This window comes from Streptomyces sp. NPDC041205 (genome assembly GCF_055591765.1).
In genome coordinates, this window is record NZ_JBVIZH010000001.1 from 1511260 (window position 1) to 1532526 (window position 21267).

Sequence of the window (21267 nt, forward strand, 5' to 3'; positions counted from 1 at the left end):
ACGCCTGTTCCGCCGTACGGTACGTGCTCACAACCCGGACGTGGCAACTCTGGCACATCTTCACCGGGCCCCGGCGCGGGGGTCCGCTAGGAGACGTTCGTCCGCAGACCTGGGGGATATGCCGTTTTCGCACTCCCTCGCCGGTCAGCGGGAATTGCCACCCTTCGGTGATCCTTGTACGGCTTCCTCCCGGTGGCCCACGGTCGCACCGCGGGCCACCGGGAGCACACGCTCGGGGCGTCACCTCACACGTTTGGGGGTGCCCCCTCGATCGGGCGTCCGAGCACTCCGGGACGCTTCTGCCACGGCAACGGACCGCCCGGCGGGCGGTAGTCGACACCGAGGGCGTCAAGTCGGGCGTAGTGGGCGGTCATTCGCCGTTCGAAATCGGCGAAGTCGCGCTCGGCGGGCGCGGGGAGCGTGCGCCAGGCGACCTCCGCGAGCGCCGCGAGCCTCGGGAAGACCTGATAGTCCACGCGGCCGTGGTACTCCATCACCTCGGTCCACACATTGGCCTGCGTCCCGAGCACGTGCCGCGCCTCGTCCTCGGTCAGCTCGCCCGGCACCGGCTCGAAGCGGTAGACGTCCTCCAGGGTGCGGACGAACCCGATCGGCACCGGCTCGTCCGGACCGCCGTGCTGCCGGTGGTCCAGATAGACGTGCTGCTCGGGGCACATCACCACGTCGTGGCCCGCCTGGGCCGCCGCGATGCCGCCGCCGTACCCGCGCCAGGACGAGACGGCCGCGCCCTCCGCGAGCCCGCCCTCCAGGATCTCGTCCCAGCCGATGAGCCGACGCCCGCGCGCGGACAGCCACTTGTCGAAGTGCCGGATGAACCAGCTCTGCAACTCGTCCTCGTTGCTGAGCCCCAGCTCCTCGATGCGCTCCTGGACGGCCGCCGAGTCCTTCCACTGCTCCTTGGGGCACTCGTCACCGCCGACGTGGATGAAGGTCGACGGGAACAGCTCAAGGACTTCCTCGAACACGCCCTCGTAGAAACGGAGGGTGGTGTCGCTCGGCGCGAGCACGTTGGGCGTGACGCCCCACGAGTCCCACACCCCGAGCGCGGCCGTGTCGATGACGTCGGTGTTGCCCAGCTCCGGATAGGCGGCGATGGCCGCCTGCGAGTGGCCGGGGACGTCGATCTCCGGCACGACGGTGATGTGCAAGGAGTCGGCGTACGCGACGATTTCGCGGATGTCGTCCTGCGTGTAGAACCCGCCGTGCGGCTTCTCGTCCCACAACTCCGAGGCCCGGTGCCCCCACTTGGTGCGCGACCGCCAGGACGCGACCTCGGTGAGCTTCGGATACCGCTTGATCTCGACGCGCCAGCCCTGGTCGTCCGTCAGATGGAAGTGGAAGACGTTCAGCTTGTGCGCGGCGAGCAGGTCCAGGTACCGCAGCACGCCTTCCTTCGGCATGAAGTGCCGGGCCACGTCCAGCATCATGCCGCGCCAGCCGAACCGGGGCGCGTCCTCGACCACGCCCGGCGCGACGGTGCGCTCCTGCCCCGGCCTGACGGCCGCCCGCCGAAAGGCGTCCGCCCCGAGCAGCTGCCGGAACGTCTGCGCACCCCAGAACACCCCGGCGGCGCTCCCGCCCCTGATCTCCACCCCGTCCGCGGCGACGGTCAGCCGATACGCCTCGGCCTCCAGCTCCCCGTCGACGCGCAGCGAGACACTCCCCGGCGCACCCTCGGCCCCGGGCGCCAACGGCAGTCGCAACGCACCCCCCAGAGTGCCCCGCAACCACCGTTCCGTGCCCTCCGTACCGGTCCCCGCCCAAAGCGTGGTCGCCCCGTCGAGAACGAATCCGTCACCACTGTGCTCCTCGACGCGTGCGGGCGCCGGGATCAGTTGCTCAAAGGTCATGGACTGAGGCTGCCACGCGATTGCACGACGCAAAAGGGCCGTTGCGGGGCATGCAATGACATCGAAAACGCCGGGCGGGCCGCGTACGGCCCGCCCGGCGTCTCAGGAGGAGGAACGGACTACTTCTTGCCGTCCTTGCCGCCCTTGTCCTTGTCTCCACCGGCCCCCATGGACTCGTAGATCTCCTTGCACATGGGACAGACGGGATACTTCTTCGGGTCGCGGCCGGGGACCCACACCTTGCCGCACAGCGCCACGACGGGCGTACCGTCGAGCGCGCTCGCCATGATCTTGTCCTTCTGGACGTAGTGCGCGTAGCGCTCGTGGTCGCCGTCACCGTGCGACACCTGTGGCGTCGGCTCTACGAGGGTCCCCGTACCTGCCCCGCGCTCGGGCTCGGGCTCAAGAGTGCTCATAGGTGCCAAGGGTACTCACGCCGGGCGCGTCCTGGCAGCGGCTGTTGTCCGAGCCGTGCGGCTGCGGCCCCGTGCGCCGCGCACGCGCCGCGAGGAGGTGCAGCGCGAGCCCCAGGGCCGCCACCCCGGCCGCCACACAGGGCAGCTCCGCCGCGCCGAGCCCCGCGGACAGCGCGAGCCCCGCGGCGCCGGAGCCGACGGCGCTGCCGAGGTAGAGGGCGGAGTTGTTGAGGGCGAGCGCCACCGTGCCGCGCTCGGCGGACAGCGCCAGGAGCCGGTGCTGCTGCGGGACTTGCAGGGCCCAGCCGACCGCGCCCCAGAGCACGAGCGCGGGGAAGGACGCCGCGCCGAGCGGCGACAGGCACAGCTCCGCCACCACCAGGGCCGCCATGAGCCCCGCGACCAGGGCGTACAGCCTGCCCCACCGGTCCACGAGGGGCCCCGCGAGCACACTGCCGAGCACCCCGCCGATCCCCCACGCCCACAGGTACGGCGCCACGTCGCCCTCGCCGACACCGCCGGTGGCCTCGAGGACCGGCGCCAGGTACGTGTAGAGCCCGAGGCTCGACACCGCGCCCAGGAAGGAGACGCCGACGACCGGCAGGACGGCCCGGTCGGCGAGCGCCCCGAGCCGCGCCCGCACCGGCACCGGCGGCGCGGTCGGCACCTGGGGCAGCCCCACGGCGAGCCCCACGAGCGCCACCGCGCCCAGCCCGGTCACCAGCCACATCGTCGACCGCCACGAGGTGTGGCCGGCGAGCAGCACCCCGAGCGGCACCCCGAGCACCGTGCCCGAGCTCATGCCGCCCATGATCAGGGCGAGCGCCCGCCCGCGCCGCTCCGGCCCCGCGAGGGACGCGGCGGCCGCCGTGGACAGCGCCGAGTAGACCCCGGCGCCCGCCCCGGCCACGGCGCGCGCGAGGAGCAGCACCGCAAGGCCCGGTGCGAGCGCGGTCAGTGCGTTGCCGAGGGTGAAGACGGTGAGCGCGGCGATGAGCAGCGCGCGGGGGCGCACGCCCGCCAGGAGGCCCGTGACGAGCGGCGCGCTCACCGCGTACGCGAGCGTGAACACCGTCACCATCTGTCCGGCGAGGGACACGGTGGTGTCCAGGTCGTCCGCGACCACGGGCAGCAGCCCCGCCATCACGTAGGCGTCGAGCCCCAACGTGAAGGCCCCCAGCATCAGCAGCCATATTCGCCGCACCGCACCCAGCTCCCTTCGTCCGTACGACGGCCCGGGTCGCGCGCCGCCGGACGGAAACGTAGGCAGTCTCCGGTTCGCCGGGGAAATGCCCGCGGAGGTGCATTTATGCTCCGTAGGCATGGATGCCCCGCCCCCGCTCCCGACCCCGCACCGACGCCCCGTCGACGCCCCCGGCTCCGATGCCGCCCCCGACGGAGTCGAGCTGCGCCACCTGCGCGCCTTCCTCGCCGTCGCCGACGAGCTGAGCTTCACGCACGCCGCCGCCGTCCTGCGCGTCGGTCAGCCCGCGCTGACGCGCACCGTGCGCGCCCTGGAGGCGGCCCTCGGCGCCCGGCTCCTGGACCGCACGACCCGCAGCGTCGAACTCACCGAAGCCGGGCGCCGCCTGCGCGAGGAGCTGGGCCCGCTCCTGTCCCGCCTGGACACGACCCTCGGCGCCGCCCGCGGCGGGCGCCCGCTGTTGCGGCTCGGCTTCACCTCGCTCCTTCCGGAGGCCTGCGTCCAGCTCACCACCGCCTTCAAGGCGGCGACCGGCGCGGCCGTGCGGCTCGTGCGGCGCGACGAGCCGCTGGCGGGGCTCACCTCGGGGGCGTGCGACGTCGCGGTCGTACGCGGTGACATCCCGCCGGGCGCGGCGGTCCGCAGCCGGGTGCTGCTGCACGAGCCGCGTGTCGCCGTCGTGGCCCGTGGCTCGGCCGACCTGGCGCACCGGCGCGTCGTCGACTGGGCCGAGTTGGCGGCGGTGCCGCTGGTCGTGAACACCGTCACCGGCACCACCCGGCCCGAGCTGTGGCCCGCCGGGCGGCGGCCGCGGCTCTCCTGTACCGCGGACAACTTCGACGAGTGGCTGGAGGCGGTGGCCGCGGGGCACGGCGTGGGCGTCGCCCCCGAGCCGGTCGCCCGCCGGCACTCGCACCCGGGCCTGCGCTACGTACGCCTCAAGAACGCCCCGCCGGTCGCCGTCCACCTGGCCGTACCGGGGCGGGATCCGCATCCGTTGGCTGAGCGGTACTTGCGGGTGCGGGCCGGGTAGGGCCCTGCGGGGCTTTCCCCAATCCCGCCCCTTCCCGAAACCGGGGGCTGCCGCCCCCTGGACCCCCGCTTGTCGGCGCTTCGCGCCTCGTCCTCAATCGCCGGACGGGCTGGAAAATCCAGCCCCTCGTGGGGGTCCCCCCTGCTCCTTGAGAGCTTGGGGGAGTTTGAGGAGCGGGGGTCTGGGGGCGGAGCCCCCAGTTACGGGAAGGGGCGGGGTTGGGGAGCCCCCGGCAGGGCTCAGTTCAGCGACGGGTCGTCCGGGTAGGTCGCCACCATGGCGAGCTCGCTGCGCTGGCGGCGCAGCACCGCGCGCCACAGGCGTTCCGGGTCCGGGGAGGACACGTCACCGGGCTCGGACTCGACGACGTACCAGGCGCCCTCGACCAGTTCGTCCTCCAGTTGACCGGGACCCCAGCCCGCGTAGCCGGCGAAGATGCGGAGGCTGCCGAGGGCGGAGGCGAGGAGCTCCGGCGGGGCCTCCAGGTCGACCAGCCCGATCGCGCCGTGGACGCGGCGCCAGCCGAGGGGACCCTCCTCGCCGGGGATGACGGCGACACCGAGGGCCGAGTCGAGGGAGACGGGGCCGCCCTGGAAGACGACGCCGGGGGCGCCCGCGAGGTCGCCCCAGCCGTCGAGGATGTCCGCCACGTCCACCGGCGTCGGGCGGTTGAGGACGACGCCGAGGGAGCCCTCCTCGTCGTGGTCGAGGAGCAGCACCACCGCGCGGTCGAAATTGGGGTCCGACAGGGCCGGCGTGGCCACGAGCAGCCGCCCTGTGAGCGAGGACACCTCGGTCATGCCAGACATGATCCCGCATCCCGGGCCCCCGCGGGGAGCCAATCGGCCGACGGACGGGAACGCAGCTCAGCGGGTACCGGGGCCGGTGGCACGGCCGATCGCCCCCGTGACCGTGAGCGTCCGGTTCCGCACGGTTCGTGTTGTTGCGGAGTCATGACGCGTCTGAGGCCCCCTCGGGCTTACTTAAGGGGGGTACGCGGCCATTACGCTTGGCCCTTTGGTCCCCCCGTCCACCTCATCGGAACGCGAGATTCATGACCGTCACCGGCACCCAAGACGTACTGCTTGTCCATGGCGGAACCCCGCTGGAGGGTGAGATCCGCGTCCGCGGCGCGAAGAACCTCGTGCCCAAGGCCATGGTCGCCGCCCTGCTCGGAAGCGCTCCGAGCCGGCTGCGCAATGTCCCGGACATCCGCGACGTCCGCGTCGTACGCGGCCTGCTGCAACTGCACGGTGTGACGGTCCGCCCCGGTGAGGAGCCGGGTGAGCTGCTGCTCGACCCCTCGCACGTGGAAAGCGCGAACGTCGCCGACATCGACGCGCACGCGGGCTCCTCCCGCATTCCGATCCTGTTCTGCGGGCCGCTCCTGCACCGCCTCGGGCACGCCTTCATCCCGGGCCTCGGCGGCTGCGACATCGGCGGCCGGCCGATCGACTTCCACTTCGAGGTGCTCCGGCAGTTCGGCGCGACCATCGAGAAGCGCGCCGACGGCCAGTACCTGGAGGCCCCGCAGCGCCTGCGCGGCACCAAGATTCGGCTGCCCTACCCGTCGGTCGGCGCCACCGAGCAGGTGCTGCTCACCGCCGTGCTCGCCGAGGGTGTGACGGAGCTCTCCAACGCAGCGGTGGAGCCCGAGATCGAGGACCTGATCTGCGTCCTGCAGAAAATGGGCGCGATCATCGCCATGGACACCGACCGGACCATCCGGATCACCGGTGTCGACAAGCTCGGCGGCTACAACCACGCGGCCCTGCCGGACCGCCTGGAGGCCGCCTCGTGGGCGTCCGCGGCGCTGGCGACCGAAGGCAACATCTACATCCGCGGCGCCCAGCAGCGCTCGATGATGACGTTCCTGAACACCTACCGGAAGGTGGGCGGTGCCTTCGAGATCGACGATCAGGGCATCCGCTTCTGGCACCCGGGCGGCCAGCTCAAGTCCATCGCCCTGGAGACCGACGTCCACCCCGGTTTCCAGACCGACTGGCAGCAGCCCCTGGTCGTCGCGCTGACCCAGGCCACGGGCCTGTCCATCGTCCACGAGACGGTCTACGAGTCCCGGCTCGGCTTCACCTCCGCGCTGAACCAGATGGGCGCCCACATCCAGCTCTACCGCGAGTGCCTCGGCGGCTCCGACTGCCGCTTCGGCCAGCGCAACTTCCTGCACTCCGCGGTCGTGAGCGGCCCCACCAAGCTCCAGGGCGCCGACCTGGTCATCCCGGACCTCCGCGGCGGCTTCTCGTACCTGATCGCCGCCCTCGCGGCCCAGGGCACCTCCCGCGTCCACGGCATCGACCTGATCAACCGCGGCTACGAGAACTTCATGGACAAGCTCGTGGAGCTCGGCGCGAAGGTCGAACTCCCGGGCAAGCCGGCGCTGAGCTAGGGAAAAGCCCGGCCGGGAGGATCCAGCCCGGCCGGCGTTCGAGGCCGTCTTTTCGGCGGCACACAAAGACCGGCGGCACGCGGAAGGGCGGCCACCCCGCACGGGGTGGCCGCCCTTCGCTGCACAGGGCCAGAGGCCTGCTTACTTGCCCTTGGCGGCTTCCTTGAGCTTGGAGCCCGCCGAAACCTTGACGCTGTAGCCGGCCGGGATGTTGATCGGCTCGCCGGTCTGCGGGTTGCGGGCGGTGCGAGCGGCACGGTGGGTGCGCTCGAAGGTCAGGAAGCCGGGGATGGTGACCTTCTCGTCACCCTTGGCAACGATCTCGCCGACGGTCTCGGCGAACGCGGCCAGCACGGCGTCGGCGTCCTTGCGGGTCACCTCGGCGCGGTCGGCCAGCGCGGCCACCAGCTCACTGCGGTTCATGTTTGTACTCCCGTGTTCTTCTTGCTGTTGAGGCGTGCCTCGCGGCGGAGCCGCATATCGGGCACAGCGAAGCCGATGCTGCCAGGGTCCTCAGGCGGGCCCCGGACCCGGGTCCGACGTCAGACCCTCGCGCCCAGAGACGCATCCTGCCCCCACCTGCGGCGGGAAAGCCAATCCGGCACCCGTGGGAGTCACACGAAAAGCGCCGTTTCTCGGCGGTTGCCTCGAAATGGTGACGCTCCGTCCGCTCCCGGTGCCGGACCGCACGCCCTGACGGACCGGCGGGGGCCGGCGCAGGGGCCCTCGGGGGGCGGTCGGGCCGCGCGGGCCCTGCGGCCCGCGTCCCGCCACCCTAGAGGGCCGTTGTCGGCGCCGCGTTCCGCGACGCGCCGTGCTGTCAGGCCGTGGTGCCCGTCACAGCCACCCCGGCCGCCTTGGCGGCGCTGCGCACCGCTCCGGCGACCGCGCCCGCGACCTTGTCGTTGAAGACGCTGGGGATGATGTAGTTCGGGTTCAGCTCGTCCTCGGTGACCACGTCGGCCAGGGCGGTGGCCGCGGCCAGCATCATCTCCGTGTTGACCGTGCGCGACTGGGCGTCGAGCAGGCCGCGGAAGACGCCGGGGAACACCAGCACGTTGTTGATCTGGTTGGGGAAGTCGGACCGCCCGGTGGCCACAACTGCCGCCGTCTGGCGGGCGATTGCGGGGTCGACCTCGGGGTCGGGATTCGCGAGCGCGAACACGATGGCGTCGTCCGCCATGGCCGCCACGTCATCGCCGCCGAGCACGTTCGGGGCCGATACACCGATGAACACATCGGCGCCGACGACGGCTTCCTTGAGGGTGCCGGTGACACCCTCGGGGTTGGTGTTGTCGGCGATCCAGCGCAGCGGCGAGTCGGCCGCGGCGGCCACCAGGTCCTCGCGGCCCGCGTGCACGACGCCGTGGATGTCGGCGACGACGGCGTGCTTGACGCCCGCGGCGAGCAGCAGCTTGAGGATGGCCGTACCGGCGGCGCCGGCGCCGGACATGACCACGCGCACGTCGCCGATTCCCTTGCCCACCACGCGCAGGGCGTTGGTCAGGGCGGCGAGGACGACGATCGCGGTGCCGTGCTGGTCGTCGTGGAAGACGGGGATGTCGAGGGCCTCGCGCAGGCGGGCCTCGATCTCGAAGCAGCGCGGCGCGGAGATGTCCTCCAGGTTGATGCCCGCGAAGCCGGGGGCGATGGCCTTGACGATCTCGACGATCGCGTCGGTGTCCTGGGTGTCCAGGCACAGCGGCCAGGCGTCGATGCCCGCGAAGCGCTTGAAGAGGGCCGCCTTGCCCTCCATCACGGGCAGCGCGGCCTTCGGGCCGATGTTGCCGAGGCCGAGCACCGCGGAGCCGTCCGTCACGACCGCAACGGAGTTGCGCTTGATGGTGAGGCGGCGCGCGTCCTCGGGGTTCTCGGCGATCGCCATGCACACGCGGGCGACGCCCGGGGTGTAGACCATGGACAGGTCGTCGCGGTTGCGGATGGGGTGCTTCGACTGCATCTCGATCTTGCCGCCGAGGTGCATCAGGAACGTACGGTCGGAGACCTTGCCGAGGGTGACGCCCTCGATGCCGCGCAGCTCCTCGACGATCTCGTCGGCGTGCGCGGTGGAGGTCGCGGCGATCGTGACGTCGATACGGAGCTTCTCGTGGCCGGACGCCGTGACGTCGAGGCCGGTGACCGAGCCGCCGGAGGACTCCACGGCCGTGGTGAGCTGGGAGACCGCGGTTCCGCTCGCGGGCACCTCCAGCCTGACCGTCATCGAGTAGGAGACGCTGGGCGCCGTTGCCATGGCGGACTTCCTCTGCTTTCACCTTGTAGCTGTTGCCGTCCGATCGTCGCACCTACCCCTGAGTACGTGGTAGCCGCCCCGGATTGCGGACGTTTTGTTCACGGACCAACTGCCGCACTTTCGGAAACTGACTTCCACCATACGAGAAGTCACGGGTCACGGAAAGGGGTGTCGGCGAAACGCCGGAGAACCCGAGAACCGGAGAACCCGAGAACCGGGCAAACAGAGAGAGGTCCACGTCACTGGTGACGTGGACCTCTCTCGTACGTTGATGACACCGACCCGCCATGCTCGCCTCGCGGCAAGTGGTCGCTCGTAGCGACGAAGGTTGGGCCCGGGGGCTTGGATCGGGCCGGTGTCACATCAACGGTAACAAACGATCCCCGTAAGGCAATTCCCGTCCCGCACAAACTCCGCCGGCCCGCGGCGCGCCGCCGTGACGCTCACTCCCGCAGCAGGTCCGGCACGCCCTCCGCGTCCGGCTCGTCGCGCTCCCCCGAGAGGACCGTGAGCTGCTGCGTGGCGCGGGTCAGCGCCACGTACAGGACGCGCAGGCCCGCCGGGGACTCGTCGGCGATCTCGGCGGGCGACACGACCAGCGTCGCGTCGTACTCCAGGCCCTTGGCCTCCAGGCTGCCGAGCGCCACCACCCGCTCCCCGAGCCCGGCGAGCCAGCGGGCGGCCTGCTCGCGGCGGCTCATGGCCACCACGACGCCGACGGTGCCCTCGACCCGGTCGAGCAGGCGCGCCGCCTCCTCGCGCACGGACCCGCCGAGGTCCTTGTCGCGTACGACGGCGAAGCGCGGCTCGATGCCCGTCGAGCGGACCGCCGAGGGGGCCGTCGAGCCGGGCATGGCGAGGGCCAGGACCTTCGCGGCGAGGTCGGCGATCTCGGCCGGGTTGCGGTAGTTGACGGTGAGGGTGAAGCGGCGGCGCGGGCGGGTGCCGAGGGCCTCGTCGCGAGCCGCGGCCGCCTCGTCCGGGTCGGACCAGGAGGACTGCGCCGGGTCGCCCACGACCGTCCATGTGGCGTGCCGGCCCCGGCGGCCCACCATGCGCCACTGCATGGGCGTGAGGTCCTGCGCCTCGTCGACGATCACGTGCGCGTACTCGGTGCGTTCCGCCGCGAGGCGTTCGGCGCGCTCGCGCTGGGACTCCTCGCGCTGCGGCATCAGCTCGTCCAGGCCGGTGAGCAGGTCGAGCGGATCCAGGTCCTTCTTCTTGCGGGGCCGGTGCGGGGTGCCGAGGATCGCCTGCAGCTCGTCGAGGAGCGCCACGTCGTGCACGGACAGGGCGTCGCGTCTCAGGGAGCGGGCGACCTTGCGGACCTCGCCGGGGTTCAGGACGCGGCGGGCCCAGCGGTTCAGGGCGCGTTCGTCGCCCATCGCGGTCAGGACCGCGCGCGGGGTGAGTTCGGGCCACCAGGCTTCCAGGAACGCCAGGAAGTCGTCCTCGGAGGTGATGTCGTCGTCGAAGGACGAGCGGAGTTCGGCGGCGAGTTCGGGGTCGTCGTGTCTTCCGGCCGCGCCGGACTGGGCCCAGAGGGCGTCCAGGAGAAGCTTTCTCGCTCGGGGGCGCAGGAGGTTGACGGGGGCCGTTCCGCTGAGTGCCGTCTGGCGGATTCGGGCGAGCTGGTCGGCCTCCAGCTCCAGGCGGCGGCCGAACGCGACCACTCTGAGGCGGGTGGGGGTGCCCCTCTTCGCCTCGCCTGCGGCTTCGGGCTCTTCCTCGCCGAAGGCGAGTTGCTGCGTACTCGCCATTCGCGTCTGCGGGTCCGCTCTCTTCGGGTCGAAGGCCGCCCCAGCGGCACGACTGCCCACAGCCGTGGCGGCATCGCCTTCCAACGCGCCCCTCGCCGCCCGTCGCAGGACCTTCAGCATGCGCGACGAACCCTTGACACGAGCCACTGCCGGGGTGTCGTAGACCGTGGCCTCGGTGCCGTCGACGAGGGAGCCGACCGCGCGGATGGCGACCTGGCCCTCTTCGCCGAGGGAGGGCAGGACGCCCTCGGTGTAGGCGACGAGGAGGGGGGTCGGGGAGACGATGAGGATGCCTCCGGCGTAGCGGCGGCGGTCCTGGTAGAGGAGGTACGCGGCGCGGTGCAGGGCGACGGCCGTCTTGCCGGTGCCGGGGCCGCCCTCCACGTACGTCACGGACGCGGCGGGCGCGCGGATCACCATGTCCTGCTCGGCCTGGATGGACGCCACGATGTCCCGCATGGAGTGGCTGCGGGCCTGCCCGAGCGCGGCCATGAGGGCGCCGTCGCCGATGACGGGCAGCTCCTCGCCGTTCAGGAACGCCGTCAGCTCCGGGCGCATCAGGTCGTCCTCGACGCCGAGGACCTTGCGGCCCTTGGACCGGATGACGCGGCGGCGCACCACCCGGCCCGGGTCGACCGGGGTCGAGCGGTAGAACGGCGCGGCGGCGGGTGCGCGCCAGTCGATGACCAGCGGCGAGTAGTCCGCGTCCAGGACGCCGATGCGGCCGATGTGCAGGGTCTCGGCGATGTCGGCGTACGTACCGGACTCCTCGGTGCGCACCGCGCCCTCGGCCGGTTCCACGGCGGTGTACGCGCCGTCCGGGCCCTTCTTGCCGTCCTTGCCGAGCAACAGGTCGATACGGCCGAAGAGGAAGTCCTCGAACTCGTTGTTCAGCCGGTTGAGATGGACGCCCGCGCGGAAGACCTGGGCGTCCCGCTCGGCCAGCGCTCCCGGGGTGCCCACCTGGGACCGCTTGGCCGCGTCGTTCATCAGGAACTCGGCCTCGTGGATCTTCTCTTCGAGGCGGCGGTAGACCTGGTCGAGGTGTTCCTGTTCGACACTGATCTCGCGCTCGCGTACGTCGGCCACCGGGGCCCCTTTCCTGACGTGCTGCTGCCCGTATTGAGCAGCCGTCCACCGTACGCGAAAGGGACCCCTGTTGTGCAGTCGTCGGGCCGTGCGCCGCCGTCACGGCGATGGTCAGACGTCCACCTCGACCAGCCGCTCGCCGTCGAACGTACGCACCTCGAAGTGGTCGATGTCGTCGCGGTCGAACGCGGCGCCGCCGTGCACGTACAGCGGGTTCCGCGCGGCCTGGTGCGTGCTGTCCTTGATGCCGTAGCCCCACTGGGGCACCGACCAGGTCGTCACGGTCTCCTTCTTGCCGTCCTTGCCGACCGCGATCAGCGAGCACTTCAGGGGGCCCTTGACGTTCTTCAGCTCCAGGACCGTGTGCGTGCCCCAGGCCTTCTTCTCGGTGCCGACCGTCGCGGTGACCTTGGTCTTGGGGTCGGTGGCGGCGATCTTGTCGTCCATGTGGTGGAAGAAGGCGTCCTCGGCGGGCGAGGTGGGGTGCGGGTCGGCGCCCGCCACCTCCTTCGTACCGCCGTCGTCGTCGCTGACCGCGAAGACCGCGAGCGGACCGCCGATGATCAGCGCGGCCGCCGCCGCGACCAGGTACATGCCGCGCCTGCGCCGCTGGGCGCGCTTGACCGCGACCTCGTCCACCAGGCGGTCCGCGAGCCGCGGGCTCGGCCGGGCGGCGAGCTGCTCGCCGATCCGCGGCACGCCGCGCAGGGGGCCGGTGGCCGCGGGCACCGGGGTCGGCGACGCGCCGCCGACGTCCGCGCCGGGGAAGTCCGCGAGGGCCGCGAGCATCGGCGCCATGCCGGAGAACTCCTCCAACTGGTGCGCGCAGAAGTCGCAGCCCGCGAGGTGCGCCTCGAACTCGGTGGCCTCGGCGTCGTCGAGGATGCCGAGCGCGTAGGCGCCGACGGTCTCGTGCACGTCGCCCGGACCGGAGCCGGAGCCGCCACCGCCGCCGAAGCCGTGTGCGTCGTACGGCGTGCTCATGCCGTCACCCCCCGCTCCTCGAGCGCAAGCTTCATCGAGCGCAACGCGTAGAAGACCCGCGAACGCACTGTCCCGCTGGGTATGCCCAGTGTCTCGGCCGCCTCATTGACCGTACGCCCTTTGAAGTAGGTCTCGACAAGTACCTCCCGGTGCGCGGGAGTCAGGTCCTCCAGCGCGTCCGACAGCGTCATCAGCCACAGCGCCTTATCGATCTCGTCCTCCGCGGGGATGACCTCCAGCGGCGACGGGTCGACCTCCTGCGGCCGGGCCTGCCGGCTGCGGTGGCCGTCGATGACGATGCGGCGCGCGACCGTCACCAGCCAGGGGCGTACCGAACCGGTAGCTCGGTTGAGCTGACCGGCGTTCTTCCAGGCACGGATGAGCGTTTCCTGTACGACATCTTCGGCGCGCTGCCGGTCCCCCGCCACCAGCCGGAGCACATAGGCGAGAAGTGGTCCCGCGTGCTCCCGGTAGAGCGCGCGCATGAGTTCCTCGTCCGGCCCCGGCACGGAAGTCGGGTCAAGTCGATGTCGTCGGTGCGGGCGTTCATCGGCCACGGCGGAATCCTTGCGCACGTCTGCCTCCGCTGTCCGCTGTTCGTCTCGGCTGCCCATGTCGGCCGTGCTCTCCGCGTGGTCGGCCCTGCTGGCTGGTCACCCTGGACGTACGGACCGGGGCGGGCGTCCGTTCAACGGGGGCCGGGGAATTCCGGGCGGGGGCGCGGGATGTCCCGGTGTGGGGGTGAAAGTTCCCGGTGCGGGCCGGGCGGACCGCCTGCCGAACGGGCCCGGCTCGGGCCCGGGGCGGGTGCCGCGCCGGTCAGGCCCGGGCCAGGGCCGCCCGCCGCCGGTGCCTGGCCACCCGCTCCCGGTTCCCGCACACCTCGCTGGAGCACCAGCGGCGGCGCCGACCGCGCGAGGTGTCCAGGTAGACGATGGCGCAGTTGTCGCCCGCGCACTGGCGAAGGAGCGACCGGGCCACCGGGTCGGTGAGCAGTTCCACGGCGTCCCTGGCGACGGCGGCGAGCAGGGCCGTGCGGCCGGGGGTGCCGTGCAGGGCGCGGGTCAGGGTGCCGTCGGCGTGCCGGACGGCGAGGGGGGCGGGCGGGGCCGCGGCGGCGAGGGCGTTGACGCGGGCCAGCGCGGCGTCGGCGGGGCGCCCGGCCAGTTCGGCGCGGACCAGCTGGGAGATGTGGCCGCGCAGCTCCCGGAAGGCGGCGAGCCAGGTCACGTCGGCCCCGGCCAGCGGCGTGCCCTGCGGGACCAGGCCGGCCCCGGCCAGCCAGGCCCGCAGCCGCCGGACGTCGCCGATGCGCTCCACCGGGTGGGCGGTGGCGACGAGGTCGAGGCAGGGCCGGCCGGCGTCGAAGCGGAGTTCGTGGAACGCGGAGTGGTACGCAGCAGGGGTCGCGGACTTGGTAGTCGCACCCAACACCATGCGCCTTTCACCGCCCTTGGGGTGTGCCGGTGAGTGCCGTACCCCTACAGTGCCCGCCCGTGGGCGCCACCGGAACCCCTGCCACCGGGGGTGGTGCGGACGGGGGCCGTGCCGGGGCGGGCGCGGACGCACCGGGACGGGCGGAAACGCCGTGCGGGTGCCGCGCAGACGCCCGCGTATGCCGCCGCGCTTCTGAACCATGGTCCGTGCCCGCACCGCACGGTTGACTCGTTGCATGAGCGAGAACGTGACGACAGCACGCAACACGACGGCGGCACGCGAGGGCCGCGGCACCGGGCTCGTCCTCGGCGCCGCGACCGTGGCCATGGGCCTGATAGCGGGGACCTTCTACATCTTCGCGTGCGGCGTGATGCCGGGCCTCGCGCGCAGCTCGGACCGTGCGTACATCGAGGTCATGCAGGACATCAACGCGGCGTTCGAGAACGCGGTGTTCCTCGCGAGCTTCATGGGCGCGCTGCTGCTCACGGCGGTGGCGGGCTGGATGCTGCGGCGCGCTCCGGTGCGCTGGTGGGTGCTCGCGGCGCTGCTCGCGTACTTCCTCACGTTCGTCCTGACGGTCACGGTGAACGTGCCCCTGAACAACGAGCTCGCGGACGCGGGCGACCCCGCGAAGATCGCCGATCCGGCCGCGGTGCGGGCGGACTTCGAGGACACGTGGGTGGCGTGGAACGTGGTGCGGGCACTCCTGAGCACCCTGGCCCTCGGGCTCCTCGTGCGGGCGCTCATGGTGTTCCGCCGGGACGGCGCGGGCGCGGCTCAGTCCGCGTACTTGGACCCCACCGCCGGGTCGAGCGCCAGCCGGTAACCGCGCTTGACGACGGTCTGGATGAGCTTCGGCGCGCCGAGTGCCGTCCGCAGCCGGGCCATCGCCGTCTCGACGGCGTGCTCGTCGCGGCCCGCGCCCGGCAGCGCGCGCAGGAGTTCGGCGCGCGCCACGACCCAGCCGGGCCGCCGCACAAGGGCCCGCAGAAGCGCCATCCCGGCGGGCGGCACGGCCCGCAGCTCCCCGTCGACGAGCACCGCGTGCCCCCGGATCTCCACCCGGTGCCCGGCGATCGGCAGCGACCGGGCCCGGCCCGGCAGCTCCTGGCACAGCAGTTGGACGAGGGGGCCGAGCCGGAAGCGTTCGGGCTGCACGGTGTCCAGGCCCCTGGTCTGCAGCGGCAGCGCGGTGACCGGGCCGACGCAGGCGGGCAGCACGTCGTGGCGGAGCGCGGCGGTCAGCTCGGCCGCCATCCCCCGTTCCTCGGCCCGCGCGAACAGCGAGGCGGCGGCGGGCGCGGACGTGAACGTCAGCGCGTCGAGGCCGCGGCTCACGGCGGCGTCGAGGAGCCGGTCGACCGGGGTGAGGTCGGCGGGCGGCAGCCAGCGGTAGACGGGGACGAGGACGACGTCGGCGCCGCCCGCGCGCAGGGCCTCCACGAAACCGGGCAGCGGCTCCCCGTGCAGTTGCAGGGCGATCCGCCGCCCTTCGACACCCTCCCCGAGCAGCCGGTCGAGCACCTCGGCCATGGACTCCGACGACGGCGACCAGTGCTCGGTGAGCCCCGCGGCCCGCACGGCGCCCTTCACCTTCGGCCCCCGGGCGAGCAGTTCGACCCCCCGCAGCCGGGCGAGCAGCGCCTCCCCGTGCCCCCACCCGTCGGCGGCCTCGACCCAGCCGCGGAACCCGATGGCGGTGGTGGCGACCACCACGTCCGGGGCGAGGTCGATCAGCTCCTTGGTGGCGGCGAGGAGTTCGCTGTCGTCCGCGAGCGGCACGATGCGCAGGGCGGGGGCGTGCAGGACGGTGGCGCCGCGCCGCTGGAGCAGCGCGCCCAGCTCGTCGGCGCGGCGGGCGGCGGTGACGCCGACGGTGAACCCGGAGAGGGGCCCGTGCCGCTGACCGGTGTCCATCACTCGCCTCCCTTCTGCGCTGTCCGGGTCCCCGAGCCTGCCAACGCCGGGTGACGGTCGCGGATCACGCCGATGTCCGCCGTGTTACGTCGCTTCTCGGCGTACGTGACCTGCGACTCGTCGAAGCCCGGTGTACGTCTCACACCTCGGCGTACACGCGCTGCGGCTCGCTCCCCGCCGTGGGCGCGGACGCGGCGGCCGGCGCGGCCGGGCGGCGAAGGTATACGGCCCAGGTGACGGCGAAGCAGGCCGCGTAACAGCCGAGGAAGGCGACGAAGGCGCCCGTGCCCGTGCCCGCCGTCTGGAAGGACTGCCGGAAGGCGAGGTTGATCCCGAGGCCGCCGAGCGCGCCGACGGCACCGATGAGCCCCATGGAGGCCCCGGAGAGCCGCCGCCCGTAGCGCGCGGCCTCCTCCCCCGCGAGCCCCGCGCGGACCGCCTTGGCGTGGAAGATCCCCGGGATCATCTTGTACGTGGAGCCGTTGCCGAGCCCGCTGAGCACGAAGAGGACCACGAACGCGCCGGTGAACAGCGCGAGCGACTCCCGCATGGACGCGATCACGACGACACCCGTCGCCGCCGCCATCCCGACGAAGTTCCACAGCGTGATGCGGGCCCCGCCGAACCGGTCGGCGAGCCGTCCGCCGACGGGCCGGATCAGCGAGCCGAGCAGCGGCCCGAGGAAGGTGATCTGGGCGGCTTCGAGCGGCGTGCGCCCGAACTGCGTCTGGAGGACGAGCCCGAAGGCGAAGCTGTACCCGATGAACGACCCGAACGTCCCCACGTACAGCAGGGACATGATCCAGGTGTGCGGGTCGCGCAGAGCCTCACGCGCGGCCCCGGTGTCGTTCTTCACGGCCGCGATGTTGTCCATGAAGAGCGCGGCACAGACGGCGGAGACGACGACGAGCGGGATGTAGATCCCGAGGAGCACGCGGGGCCCGCCGCTGGCGCCGATGACGGCGAGTGCCATGAGCTGCATGACGGGGACGCCGATGTTGCCGCCCCCGGCGTTGAGGCCGAGCGCCCACCCCTTCTTCCGCAGCGGGAAGAAGGAGTTGATGTTGGTCATGGAGGAGGCGAAGTTGCCGCCGCCGACGCCGGTGAGCAGCGCGCACACCATGAACGTCGCGTACGAGGTGCCCGGCTCCATGACGACGAAGGCCGCGACGGTGGGCGCCAGGAGCATCGAGGCGGCGACGATCGTCCAGTTGCGCCCGCCGAAGCGGGCGACGGCGAAGGTGTACGGGACCCGGACGACGGCCCCCACGAGGGTGGCCATCGACACCAGGAAGAACTTCCCGGCCGGGTCGATCCCGTACTCCGGCCCCATGAACAGGACCATGACCGACCACAGGGTCCAGACGGAGAACCCGATGTGTTCGGACAGGATCGAGAAGACGAGGTTGCGCCGGGCCACGCGGGCCCCTTCCCGCTCCCAGAACTCCCCGTCCTCGGGATCCCACCGCGAAATCCACGACTGCCTGTGTTTCCGTGTCCTGACGCCCTCGGTACTCATCCCACGCCTCCCCGGCAAGCGGCTGATGATCCCGAAGGTAGGGAGGGCTCGTTTCAGCGCTGTGCCGGTGGGTGACCGGCGGGGAACTTCGGACTCACGGTGGGGTGGGGTGGGGGGTGAGGGCTTGGCCTTGGGTTTGGCGTTGGGCTTGGCCTGGGGGCAGTCCCTGGGTCAGTCAGTCCAGGCCCCCGGCCCACTTGAGGGTGTCGGAGCCGCCCTTGTCCCAGTCCATGACGACGGAGTCGCCGGAGCGGGACAGGTCGGCGCCGATGAACTTCTCGTTGGTCCCGCTGCCGCACTTCAGGGCGAGCCGGAACTTGCCACCGGCGCGGTCCTGCCCGAGGCCGGTGCACATACCGTCGCCGCCGGGGTCGAGGTAGGACACGATGTGCTTGCCCGCGGCCTGGCCGGTGGTCTGCTTGTCGGCGATGGTGAGGGTCTTGAGCTTCTCGTTCTGCCACTGCCCCTTGTACCCGGTGGCGGGCGCGGGCCCGTCGTCGTCATCGCCGCCGATGCCGCCGCCGCCCGGGGTGCTGGGTATCCCGGTGGTGGGTTCGGTGGACGGCAGCGAGGGCGCGTCCGTGGTGGCGTCCTCGGAGGGCTCGGCGGGCGCACCCGGCGTCACGTCGCCGGACGCGCTCTTGTCGGCCTGCGGCTTCTTGTCCTTGTCGTCCTTGTCGTCACCGCTGCTGACGAGGAAGAAGGCGCCACCGCCGATGACGAGGACGGCGGCCACGGCCACCGCGATGATCGTGTTCCGCTTCTTCGTGTCACCGCCGCCCGGGGGCGGCGGCGGGTAGGCGCCGAACTGGGGCTGCCCGTAAGGGGGCTGCTGGCCGTACGGGGGCATGGCCTGGGTCTGGCCCTGGGGGTTCCCGTACGGGTCCTGGGGCTGACCGTACGGGGCCTGGCCTTGCGGCTGGCCGTACGGTCCCGGAGGCGGGGCTCCGTGCGGGGCCGGGGGCTGCTGCGGATAGCCGTAGCCGGGCTGCGGCGCCGGGGGCTGCGGCGGGGCGGCCGGCGGCTGGCCGGGGAAGGGCGGCTGGGGCTGGTTCGGCTGGGACTGCGGGGCGCCGAATCCATCCTGGGGCGGCTGGCCGGGAGGCTGCGTCATAGCGCGTGAGCCTAATCGCCGGGGGGCGAGCGCCACATCCGTAATCCGAACGACTGCGTCACATCGCGCGGGGGCGGAGGGCGGGTGCCGATGATTCTCGCGGCCGGGCCCGCGTGGTCTCCCCGGCGGGGGCTTCCGGGAAGGCCGATTCCTTCCCTGCCGTTGGACGGGCCGTGACGCCCCGCGCCCTGGGCGCGCCCCGCTCACTGGGCACGACCCGCGCCCTGGACACGCCCCCGCCCTGGACACGACCCAGGAGCTGGCCGCGTTCCTCGCGAACCCGGCGTGCTGGAACAAGGCCGCGGACCGCGCCCCTCAGCGCAGGTGGTGCGGGCACTGGCCGACGCCCTGCGCCTGCGCCTGCCCTCCGACGAGCGCGCCTACCTCTTCAACCTGGCCCAGCAGCACCCTCCCGACTCCGACAAGCCCACCACCACCGCGCCGGACACCGGGCCAGTGGCTTCGACGCAAGCCGTGAGTTCTTAGCTGTCGCCGAAACAGGACCGCCCCGAATGTCATTTCGGGAAGCGCTGCTCGTACATGAGAACGGGAACATTGGGCGCAAATGTGTCTGTTGCGACCATGAGCTCTTCAGGCCGAAGCCGCCACCAGCTGATGGGACGGCTCGCGAGAAGGAGCTCGTACTCGACGTGAGGAGCAACGCGCTCGGCCTGTAGCGGTGTCATCTTGCTGTTCGGCCCCGGAAGACCGGGGGCGCCGGGGCGGCGGCGGACGCCAATGTAGTTGAGCCCCTGGCCGGTTGTGCGCAGCCGCCACACGACTAGGGCCGTGATGTCTTCCCAGGGCACAGAGGCAGTGTGCTTCTCGTACTGAGCGATACCGCCACCAAGCAGTACTCCTCTGTTATCGACTCGAAAAGCCGTCAGCCGCTTCCAACCTACGCCAGCAAGCAGTTGAAGCGGAGTGCGCATGAAGTACTCTTCGTATACTGCCGAACTCTTGTCAGTCATGAGGCCTCAATTCGACCCAAGTGGGAAGTGTCGCGTCGGTAGAAATTCACTGCGGCTTCTCGATATCGAATGAGGCCATACCACCGATGCCTGCCAACCAAGGTCACCTACTTGTGCCGACCTTGCTTCTTCTTATCCTCTTCCTCCTGGATCCGCTGAAGGATCTTCGCACGCTGTCCACGCGCAGCATCCAGAGCATCGTGAAGCTTTTTTCGCTTATGCTTCCACTCTTCACGGAAGTGATCGGCAGCCGGCCCTTTCCATGCCTCATGCCCTGAGGCCGCATCGACGGCATCCAGCGTCCGGTCAATCTCGTCAGCAAATCGCTTGAGGTTGACCAAATCCCTTCTGCACTCTTCGACACGCTCACTCATCTTCGACCCCCTTACCCATGACTCGATCTCCTACAGCACTGGCGCCGCGATCAGGCGAACAATCTCTGAGTTGAGGGTGCGCTCGCCGACTTCCCGTGCCTGAATTCCGGTGGGCGCCTGAGGCTTGTCGACACTAACGGTCCATACAGCATCCTCGGTTGCGTACGCGGTAACCAAGGGTCCGGGTTGATCCGCGAGCACGATCAACTGGCTCACCACCAAGGCGTTGTTGATCGCCTCGGCCAGAGGGCCGTCGACCTGGTCGCTCGCCAGGGCCGTCGGATCGAGCTGCTGCTCCTTGCCGTCTCGGTCTGCGACGCCGAACGGATCCACCAGCGCCTGCATCAAGTCCGCCGCGTCGCCAGCCGAGTTGGCGAGCGTGAAGATGTGCATGCCTCCACCGGTCACCTGCTCGATGAGCATGAGTTCCGGCGAATGAACATAGACGAACCCATGGACACTCCCCCTAGACGACTGCTGCTCAACAGCAAGGGCCCTGGCTGCCGTACGCCGCAGAACCAGCGCCAGGTCAACTTCAGGAGTGACTCTCATGTCAAGATCGGCCGTACCCCCATTCTTGAATTTCCCCTCGGAGCGCATGAGTGCGTCAAGCTCAGGGATGTTGGCGATGTTCATCACACCCCGGGAAACGAGTGAGCGAACAGCCGTCGCGAGCACCCACTCGCGCTGCTCAGAATTCAAGGTAGCCAGGTGTGGCGCGGGCGCCACAACCTCCTCCAGTGCACTTGGATCCAATACCGCCAACTCCTCATCCGTAAGCTGAATGAGGGACTGACTTCCTCCCTCAGCCAGGGCTTCGCCGAGGAATTCGCGGAACCTTTCCAGCTCGATATCAAGTTCATGTTGCGCCATATTTTCCTCCTTGAATTCAGCCCATTGACCACGCGCCAGCGGCCGGTGCA

At 71.4% G+C, this 21267-nt stretch carries 20 protein-coding genes; 4 read left to right on the forward strand and 16 right to left on the reverse strand.

Translation table 11 applies throughout. The annotated features are described in order from the left end of the window. Positions 1 to 245 precede the first annotated feature (245 nt). From ACZ6BG_RS06580 to ACZ6BG_RS06590, 3 genes are all read right to left on the reverse strand, one after another. Positions 246 to 1871, reverse strand: coding sequence for a beta-N-acetylhexosaminidase (locus ACZ6BG_RS06580; RefSeq protein WP_468997577.1), 1626 nt, complete (start codon positions 1869 to 1871; stop codon positions 246 to 248). Between the two features lie 119 nt (positions 1872 to 1990). Further along, positions 1991 to 2287 carry a DUF3039 domain-containing protein gene (locus ACZ6BG_RS06585; RefSeq protein ID WP_033263869.1) on the reverse strand — a complete coding sequence of 99 codons (297 nt, stop codon included), beginning with the start codon at positions 2285 to 2287 and terminating at the stop codon, positions 1991 to 1993. After that, positions 2274 to 3491, reverse strand: coding sequence for an MFS transporter (locus ACZ6BG_RS06590; protein WP_468997582.1), 1218 nt, complete (start codon positions 3489 to 3491; stop codon positions 2274 to 2276). Before ACZ6BG_RS06590 ends, ACZ6BG_RS06585 begins: the two co-directional genes overlap by 14 nt. 118 nt (positions 3492 to 3609) lie before the next feature. Between ACZ6BG_RS06590 and ACZ6BG_RS06595 the strand changes: the two genes are divergently transcribed. Continuing rightward, positions 3610 to 4524: a LysR family transcriptional regulator gene (locus ACZ6BG_RS06595; RefSeq protein ID WP_468997585.1), complete on the forward strand. Its 915-nt coding sequence runs from the start codon at positions 3610 to 3612 to the stop codon at positions 4522 to 4524. A gap of 239 nt (positions 4525 to 4763) precedes the next feature. On the opposite strand, the gene ACZ6BG_RS06600 is transcribed toward ACZ6BG_RS06595, so the two are convergent. Continuing rightward, positions 4764 to 5324, reverse strand: coding sequence for a YqgE/AlgH family protein (locus ACZ6BG_RS06600; protein WP_190113989.1), 561 nt, complete (start codon positions 5322 to 5324; stop codon positions 4764 to 4766). 254 nt (positions 5325 to 5578) lie between these two features. Between ACZ6BG_RS06600 and murA the strand changes: the two genes are divergently transcribed. Continuing rightward, the gene (murA, locus tag ACZ6BG_RS06605; protein WP_468997590.1) at positions 5579 to 6928 is read left to right on the forward strand and encodes a UDP-N-acetylglucosamine 1-carboxyvinyltransferase; all 1350 of its coding nucleotides are present in this window, start codon (positions 5579 to 5581) and stop codon (positions 6926 to 6928) included. 141 nt (positions 6929 to 7069) lie between these two features. Here murA and ACZ6BG_RS06610 read toward each other — a convergent pair whose 3' ends face one another. The 6 genes from ACZ6BG_RS06610 to ACZ6BG_RS06635 all read right to left on the reverse strand — a co-directional run bounded on the left by ACZ6BG_RS06610 (position 7070) and on the right by ACZ6BG_RS06635 (position 14443). Beyond that, positions 7070 to 7351 (reverse strand): HU family DNA-binding protein, encoded by a 282-nt coding sequence (locus ACZ6BG_RS06610; protein ID WP_016645140.1) that lies wholly within the window; start codon positions 7349 to 7351, stop codon positions 7070 to 7072. A 397-nt stretch (positions 7352 to 7748) separates the two neighbouring features. Then, positions 7749 to 9179, reverse strand: coding sequence for an NAD-dependent malic enzyme (locus tag ACZ6BG_RS06615; protein ID WP_087884325.1), 1431 nt, complete (start codon positions 9177 to 9179; stop codon positions 7749 to 7751). Between the two features lie 443 nt (positions 9180 to 9622). Continuing rightward, the gene (locus ACZ6BG_RS06620; protein ID WP_468997596.1) at positions 9623 to 12028 is read right to left on the reverse strand and encodes a HelD family protein; all 2406 of its coding nucleotides are present in this window, start codon (positions 12026 to 12028) and stop codon (positions 9623 to 9625) included. Between the two features lie 111 nt (positions 12029 to 12139). Beyond that, entirely contained in the window at positions 12140 to 13012 is an 873-nt protein-coding gene (locus ACZ6BG_RS06625) for an anti-sigma factor family protein (protein ID WP_468997599.1), read from the reverse strand. Continuing rightward, on the reverse strand, positions 13009 to 13587 hold the full coding sequence (locus ACZ6BG_RS06630; protein WP_468450018.1) for a sigma-70 family RNA polymerase sigma factor: 579 nt from the start codon (positions 13585 to 13587) through the stop codon (positions 13009 to 13011). The genes ACZ6BG_RS06625 and ACZ6BG_RS06630 overlap by 4 nt, the downstream gene beginning before the upstream one ends. A 244-nt stretch (positions 13588 to 13831) precedes the next feature. Continuing rightward, on the reverse strand, positions 13832 to 14443 hold the full coding sequence (locus ACZ6BG_RS06635) for a CGNR zinc finger domain-containing protein (protein ID WP_468997602.1): 612 nt from the start codon (positions 14441 to 14443) through the stop codon (positions 13832 to 13834). Positions 14444 to 14774: 331 nt separating this feature from the next. On the opposite strand from ACZ6BG_RS06635, the gene ACZ6BG_RS06640 reads away from it, so the two are divergent. Then, positions 14775 to 15275, forward strand: a complete 501-nt coding sequence (locus tag ACZ6BG_RS06640) for an anthrone oxygenase family protein (protein WP_468998002.1) — start codon at positions 14775 to 14777, stop codon at positions 15273 to 15275. Here the strand turns inward: ACZ6BG_RS06640 and ACZ6BG_RS06645 are convergent. The 3 genes from ACZ6BG_RS06645 to ACZ6BG_RS06655 all read right to left on the reverse strand — a co-directional run bounded on the left by ACZ6BG_RS06645 (position 15227) and on the right by ACZ6BG_RS06655 (position 18999). Next, positions 15227 to 16366 (reverse strand): uroporphyrinogen-III synthase, encoded by a 1140-nt coding sequence (locus tag ACZ6BG_RS06645; protein WP_468997606.1) that lies wholly within the window; start codon positions 16364 to 16366, stop codon positions 15227 to 15229. The genes ACZ6BG_RS06640 and ACZ6BG_RS06645 overlap by 49 nt on opposite strands. A 139-nt stretch (positions 16367 to 16505) precedes the next feature. Further along, on the reverse strand, positions 16506 to 17885 hold the full coding sequence (locus ACZ6BG_RS06650) for a nitrate/nitrite transporter (protein WP_468997610.1): 1380 nt from the start codon (positions 17883 to 17885) through the stop codon (positions 16506 to 16508). Between the two features lie 175 nt (positions 17886 to 18060). Next, positions 18061 to 18999 (reverse strand): hypothetical protein, encoded by a 939-nt coding sequence (locus ACZ6BG_RS06655; protein ID WP_468997613.1) that lies wholly within the window; start codon positions 18997 to 18999, stop codon positions 18061 to 18063. A gap of 324 nt (positions 19000 to 19323) precedes the next feature. Here ACZ6BG_RS06655 and ACZ6BG_RS06660 point away from each other — a divergent pair, with 324 nt between their 5' ends. Next, on the forward strand, positions 19324 to 19485 hold the full coding sequence (locus tag ACZ6BG_RS06660) for a hypothetical protein (RefSeq protein WP_468997617.1): 162 nt from the start codon (positions 19324 to 19326) through the stop codon (positions 19483 to 19485). Between the two features lie 29 nt (positions 19486 to 19514). On the opposite strand, the gene ACZ6BG_RS06665 is transcribed toward ACZ6BG_RS06660, so the two are convergent. From ACZ6BG_RS06665 to ACZ6BG_RS06675, 3 genes are all read right to left on the reverse strand, one after another. Beyond that, the gene (locus ACZ6BG_RS06665; protein ID WP_468997621.1) at positions 19515 to 19970 is read right to left on the reverse strand and encodes a hypothetical protein; all 456 of its coding nucleotides are present in this window, start codon (positions 19968 to 19970) and stop codon (positions 19515 to 19517) included. Positions 19971 to 20077: 107 nt separating this feature from the next. Next, on the reverse strand, positions 20078 to 20344 hold the full coding sequence (locus ACZ6BG_RS06670; RefSeq protein WP_468997623.1) for a hypothetical protein: 267 nt from the start codon (positions 20342 to 20344) through the stop codon (positions 20078 to 20080). A 30-nt stretch (positions 20345 to 20374) separates the two neighbouring features. Beyond that, on the reverse strand, positions 20375 to 21217 hold the full coding sequence (locus ACZ6BG_RS06675) for a hypothetical protein (RefSeq protein ID WP_468997625.1): 843 nt from the start codon (positions 21215 to 21217) through the stop codon (positions 20375 to 20377). Between the last annotated feature and the right edge of the window lie 50 nt (positions 21218 to 21267).

Coding starts and splice junctions, on each gene's coding strand:
- ACZ6BG_RS06580 (WP_468997577.1), bottom strand. CDS start 1,871: ATGACCTTTGAGCAACTGATCCCGGCGCCCGCACGCGTCGAGGAGCAC.
- ACZ6BG_RS06585 (WP_033263869.1), bottom strand. CDS start 2,287: ATGAGCACTCTTGAGCCCGAGCCCGAGCGCGGGGCAGGTACGGGGACC.
- ACZ6BG_RS06595 (WP_468997585.1), top strand. CDS start 3,610: ATGGATGCCCCGCCCCCGCTCCCGACCCCGCACCGACGCCCCGTCGAC.
- ACZ6BG_RS06600 (WP_190113989.1), bottom strand. CDS start 5,324: ATGACCGAGGTGTCCTCGCTCACAGGGCGGCTGCTCGTGGCCACGCCG.
- murA (WP_468997590.1), top strand. CDS start 5,579: ATGACCGTCACCGGCACCCAAGACGTACTGCTTGTCCATGGCGGAACC.
- ACZ6BG_RS06610 (WP_016645140.1), bottom strand. CDS start 7,351: ATGAACCGCAGTGAGCTGGTGGCCGCGCTGGCCGACCGCGCCGAGGTG.
- ACZ6BG_RS06615 (WP_087884325.1), bottom strand. CDS start 9,179: ATGGCAACGGCGCCCAGCGTCTCCTACTCGATGACGGTCAGGCTGGAG.
- ACZ6BG_RS06625 (WP_468997599.1), bottom strand. CDS start 13,012: ATGAGCACGCCGTACGACGCACACGGCTTCGGCGGCGGTGGCGGCTCC.
- ACZ6BG_RS06640 (WP_468998002.1), top strand. CDS start 14,775: ATGGGCCTGATAGCGGGGACCTTCTACATCTTCGCGTGCGGCGTGATG.
- ACZ6BG_RS06645 (WP_468997606.1), bottom strand. CDS start 16,366: ATGGACACCGGTCAGCGGCACGGGCCCCTCTCCGGGTTCACCGTCGGC.
- ACZ6BG_RS06650 (WP_468997610.1), bottom strand. CDS start 17,885: ATGAGTACCGAGGGCGTCAGGACACGGAAACACAGGCAGTCGTGGATT.
- ACZ6BG_RS06655 (WP_468997613.1), bottom strand. CDS start 18,999: ATGACGCAGCCTCCCGGCCAGCCGCCCCAGGATGGATTCGGCGCCCCG.
- ACZ6BG_RS06665 (WP_468997621.1), bottom strand. CDS start 19,970: ATGACTGACAAGAGTTCGGCAGTATACGAAGAGTACTTCATGCGCACT.
- ACZ6BG_RS06670 (WP_468997623.1), bottom strand. CDS start 20,344: ATGAGTGAGCGTGTCGAAGAGTGCAGAAGGGATTTGGTCAACCTCAAG.
- ACZ6BG_RS06675 (WP_468997625.1), bottom strand. CDS start 21,217: ATGGCGCAACATGAACTTGATATCGAGCTGGAAAGGTTCCGCGAATTC.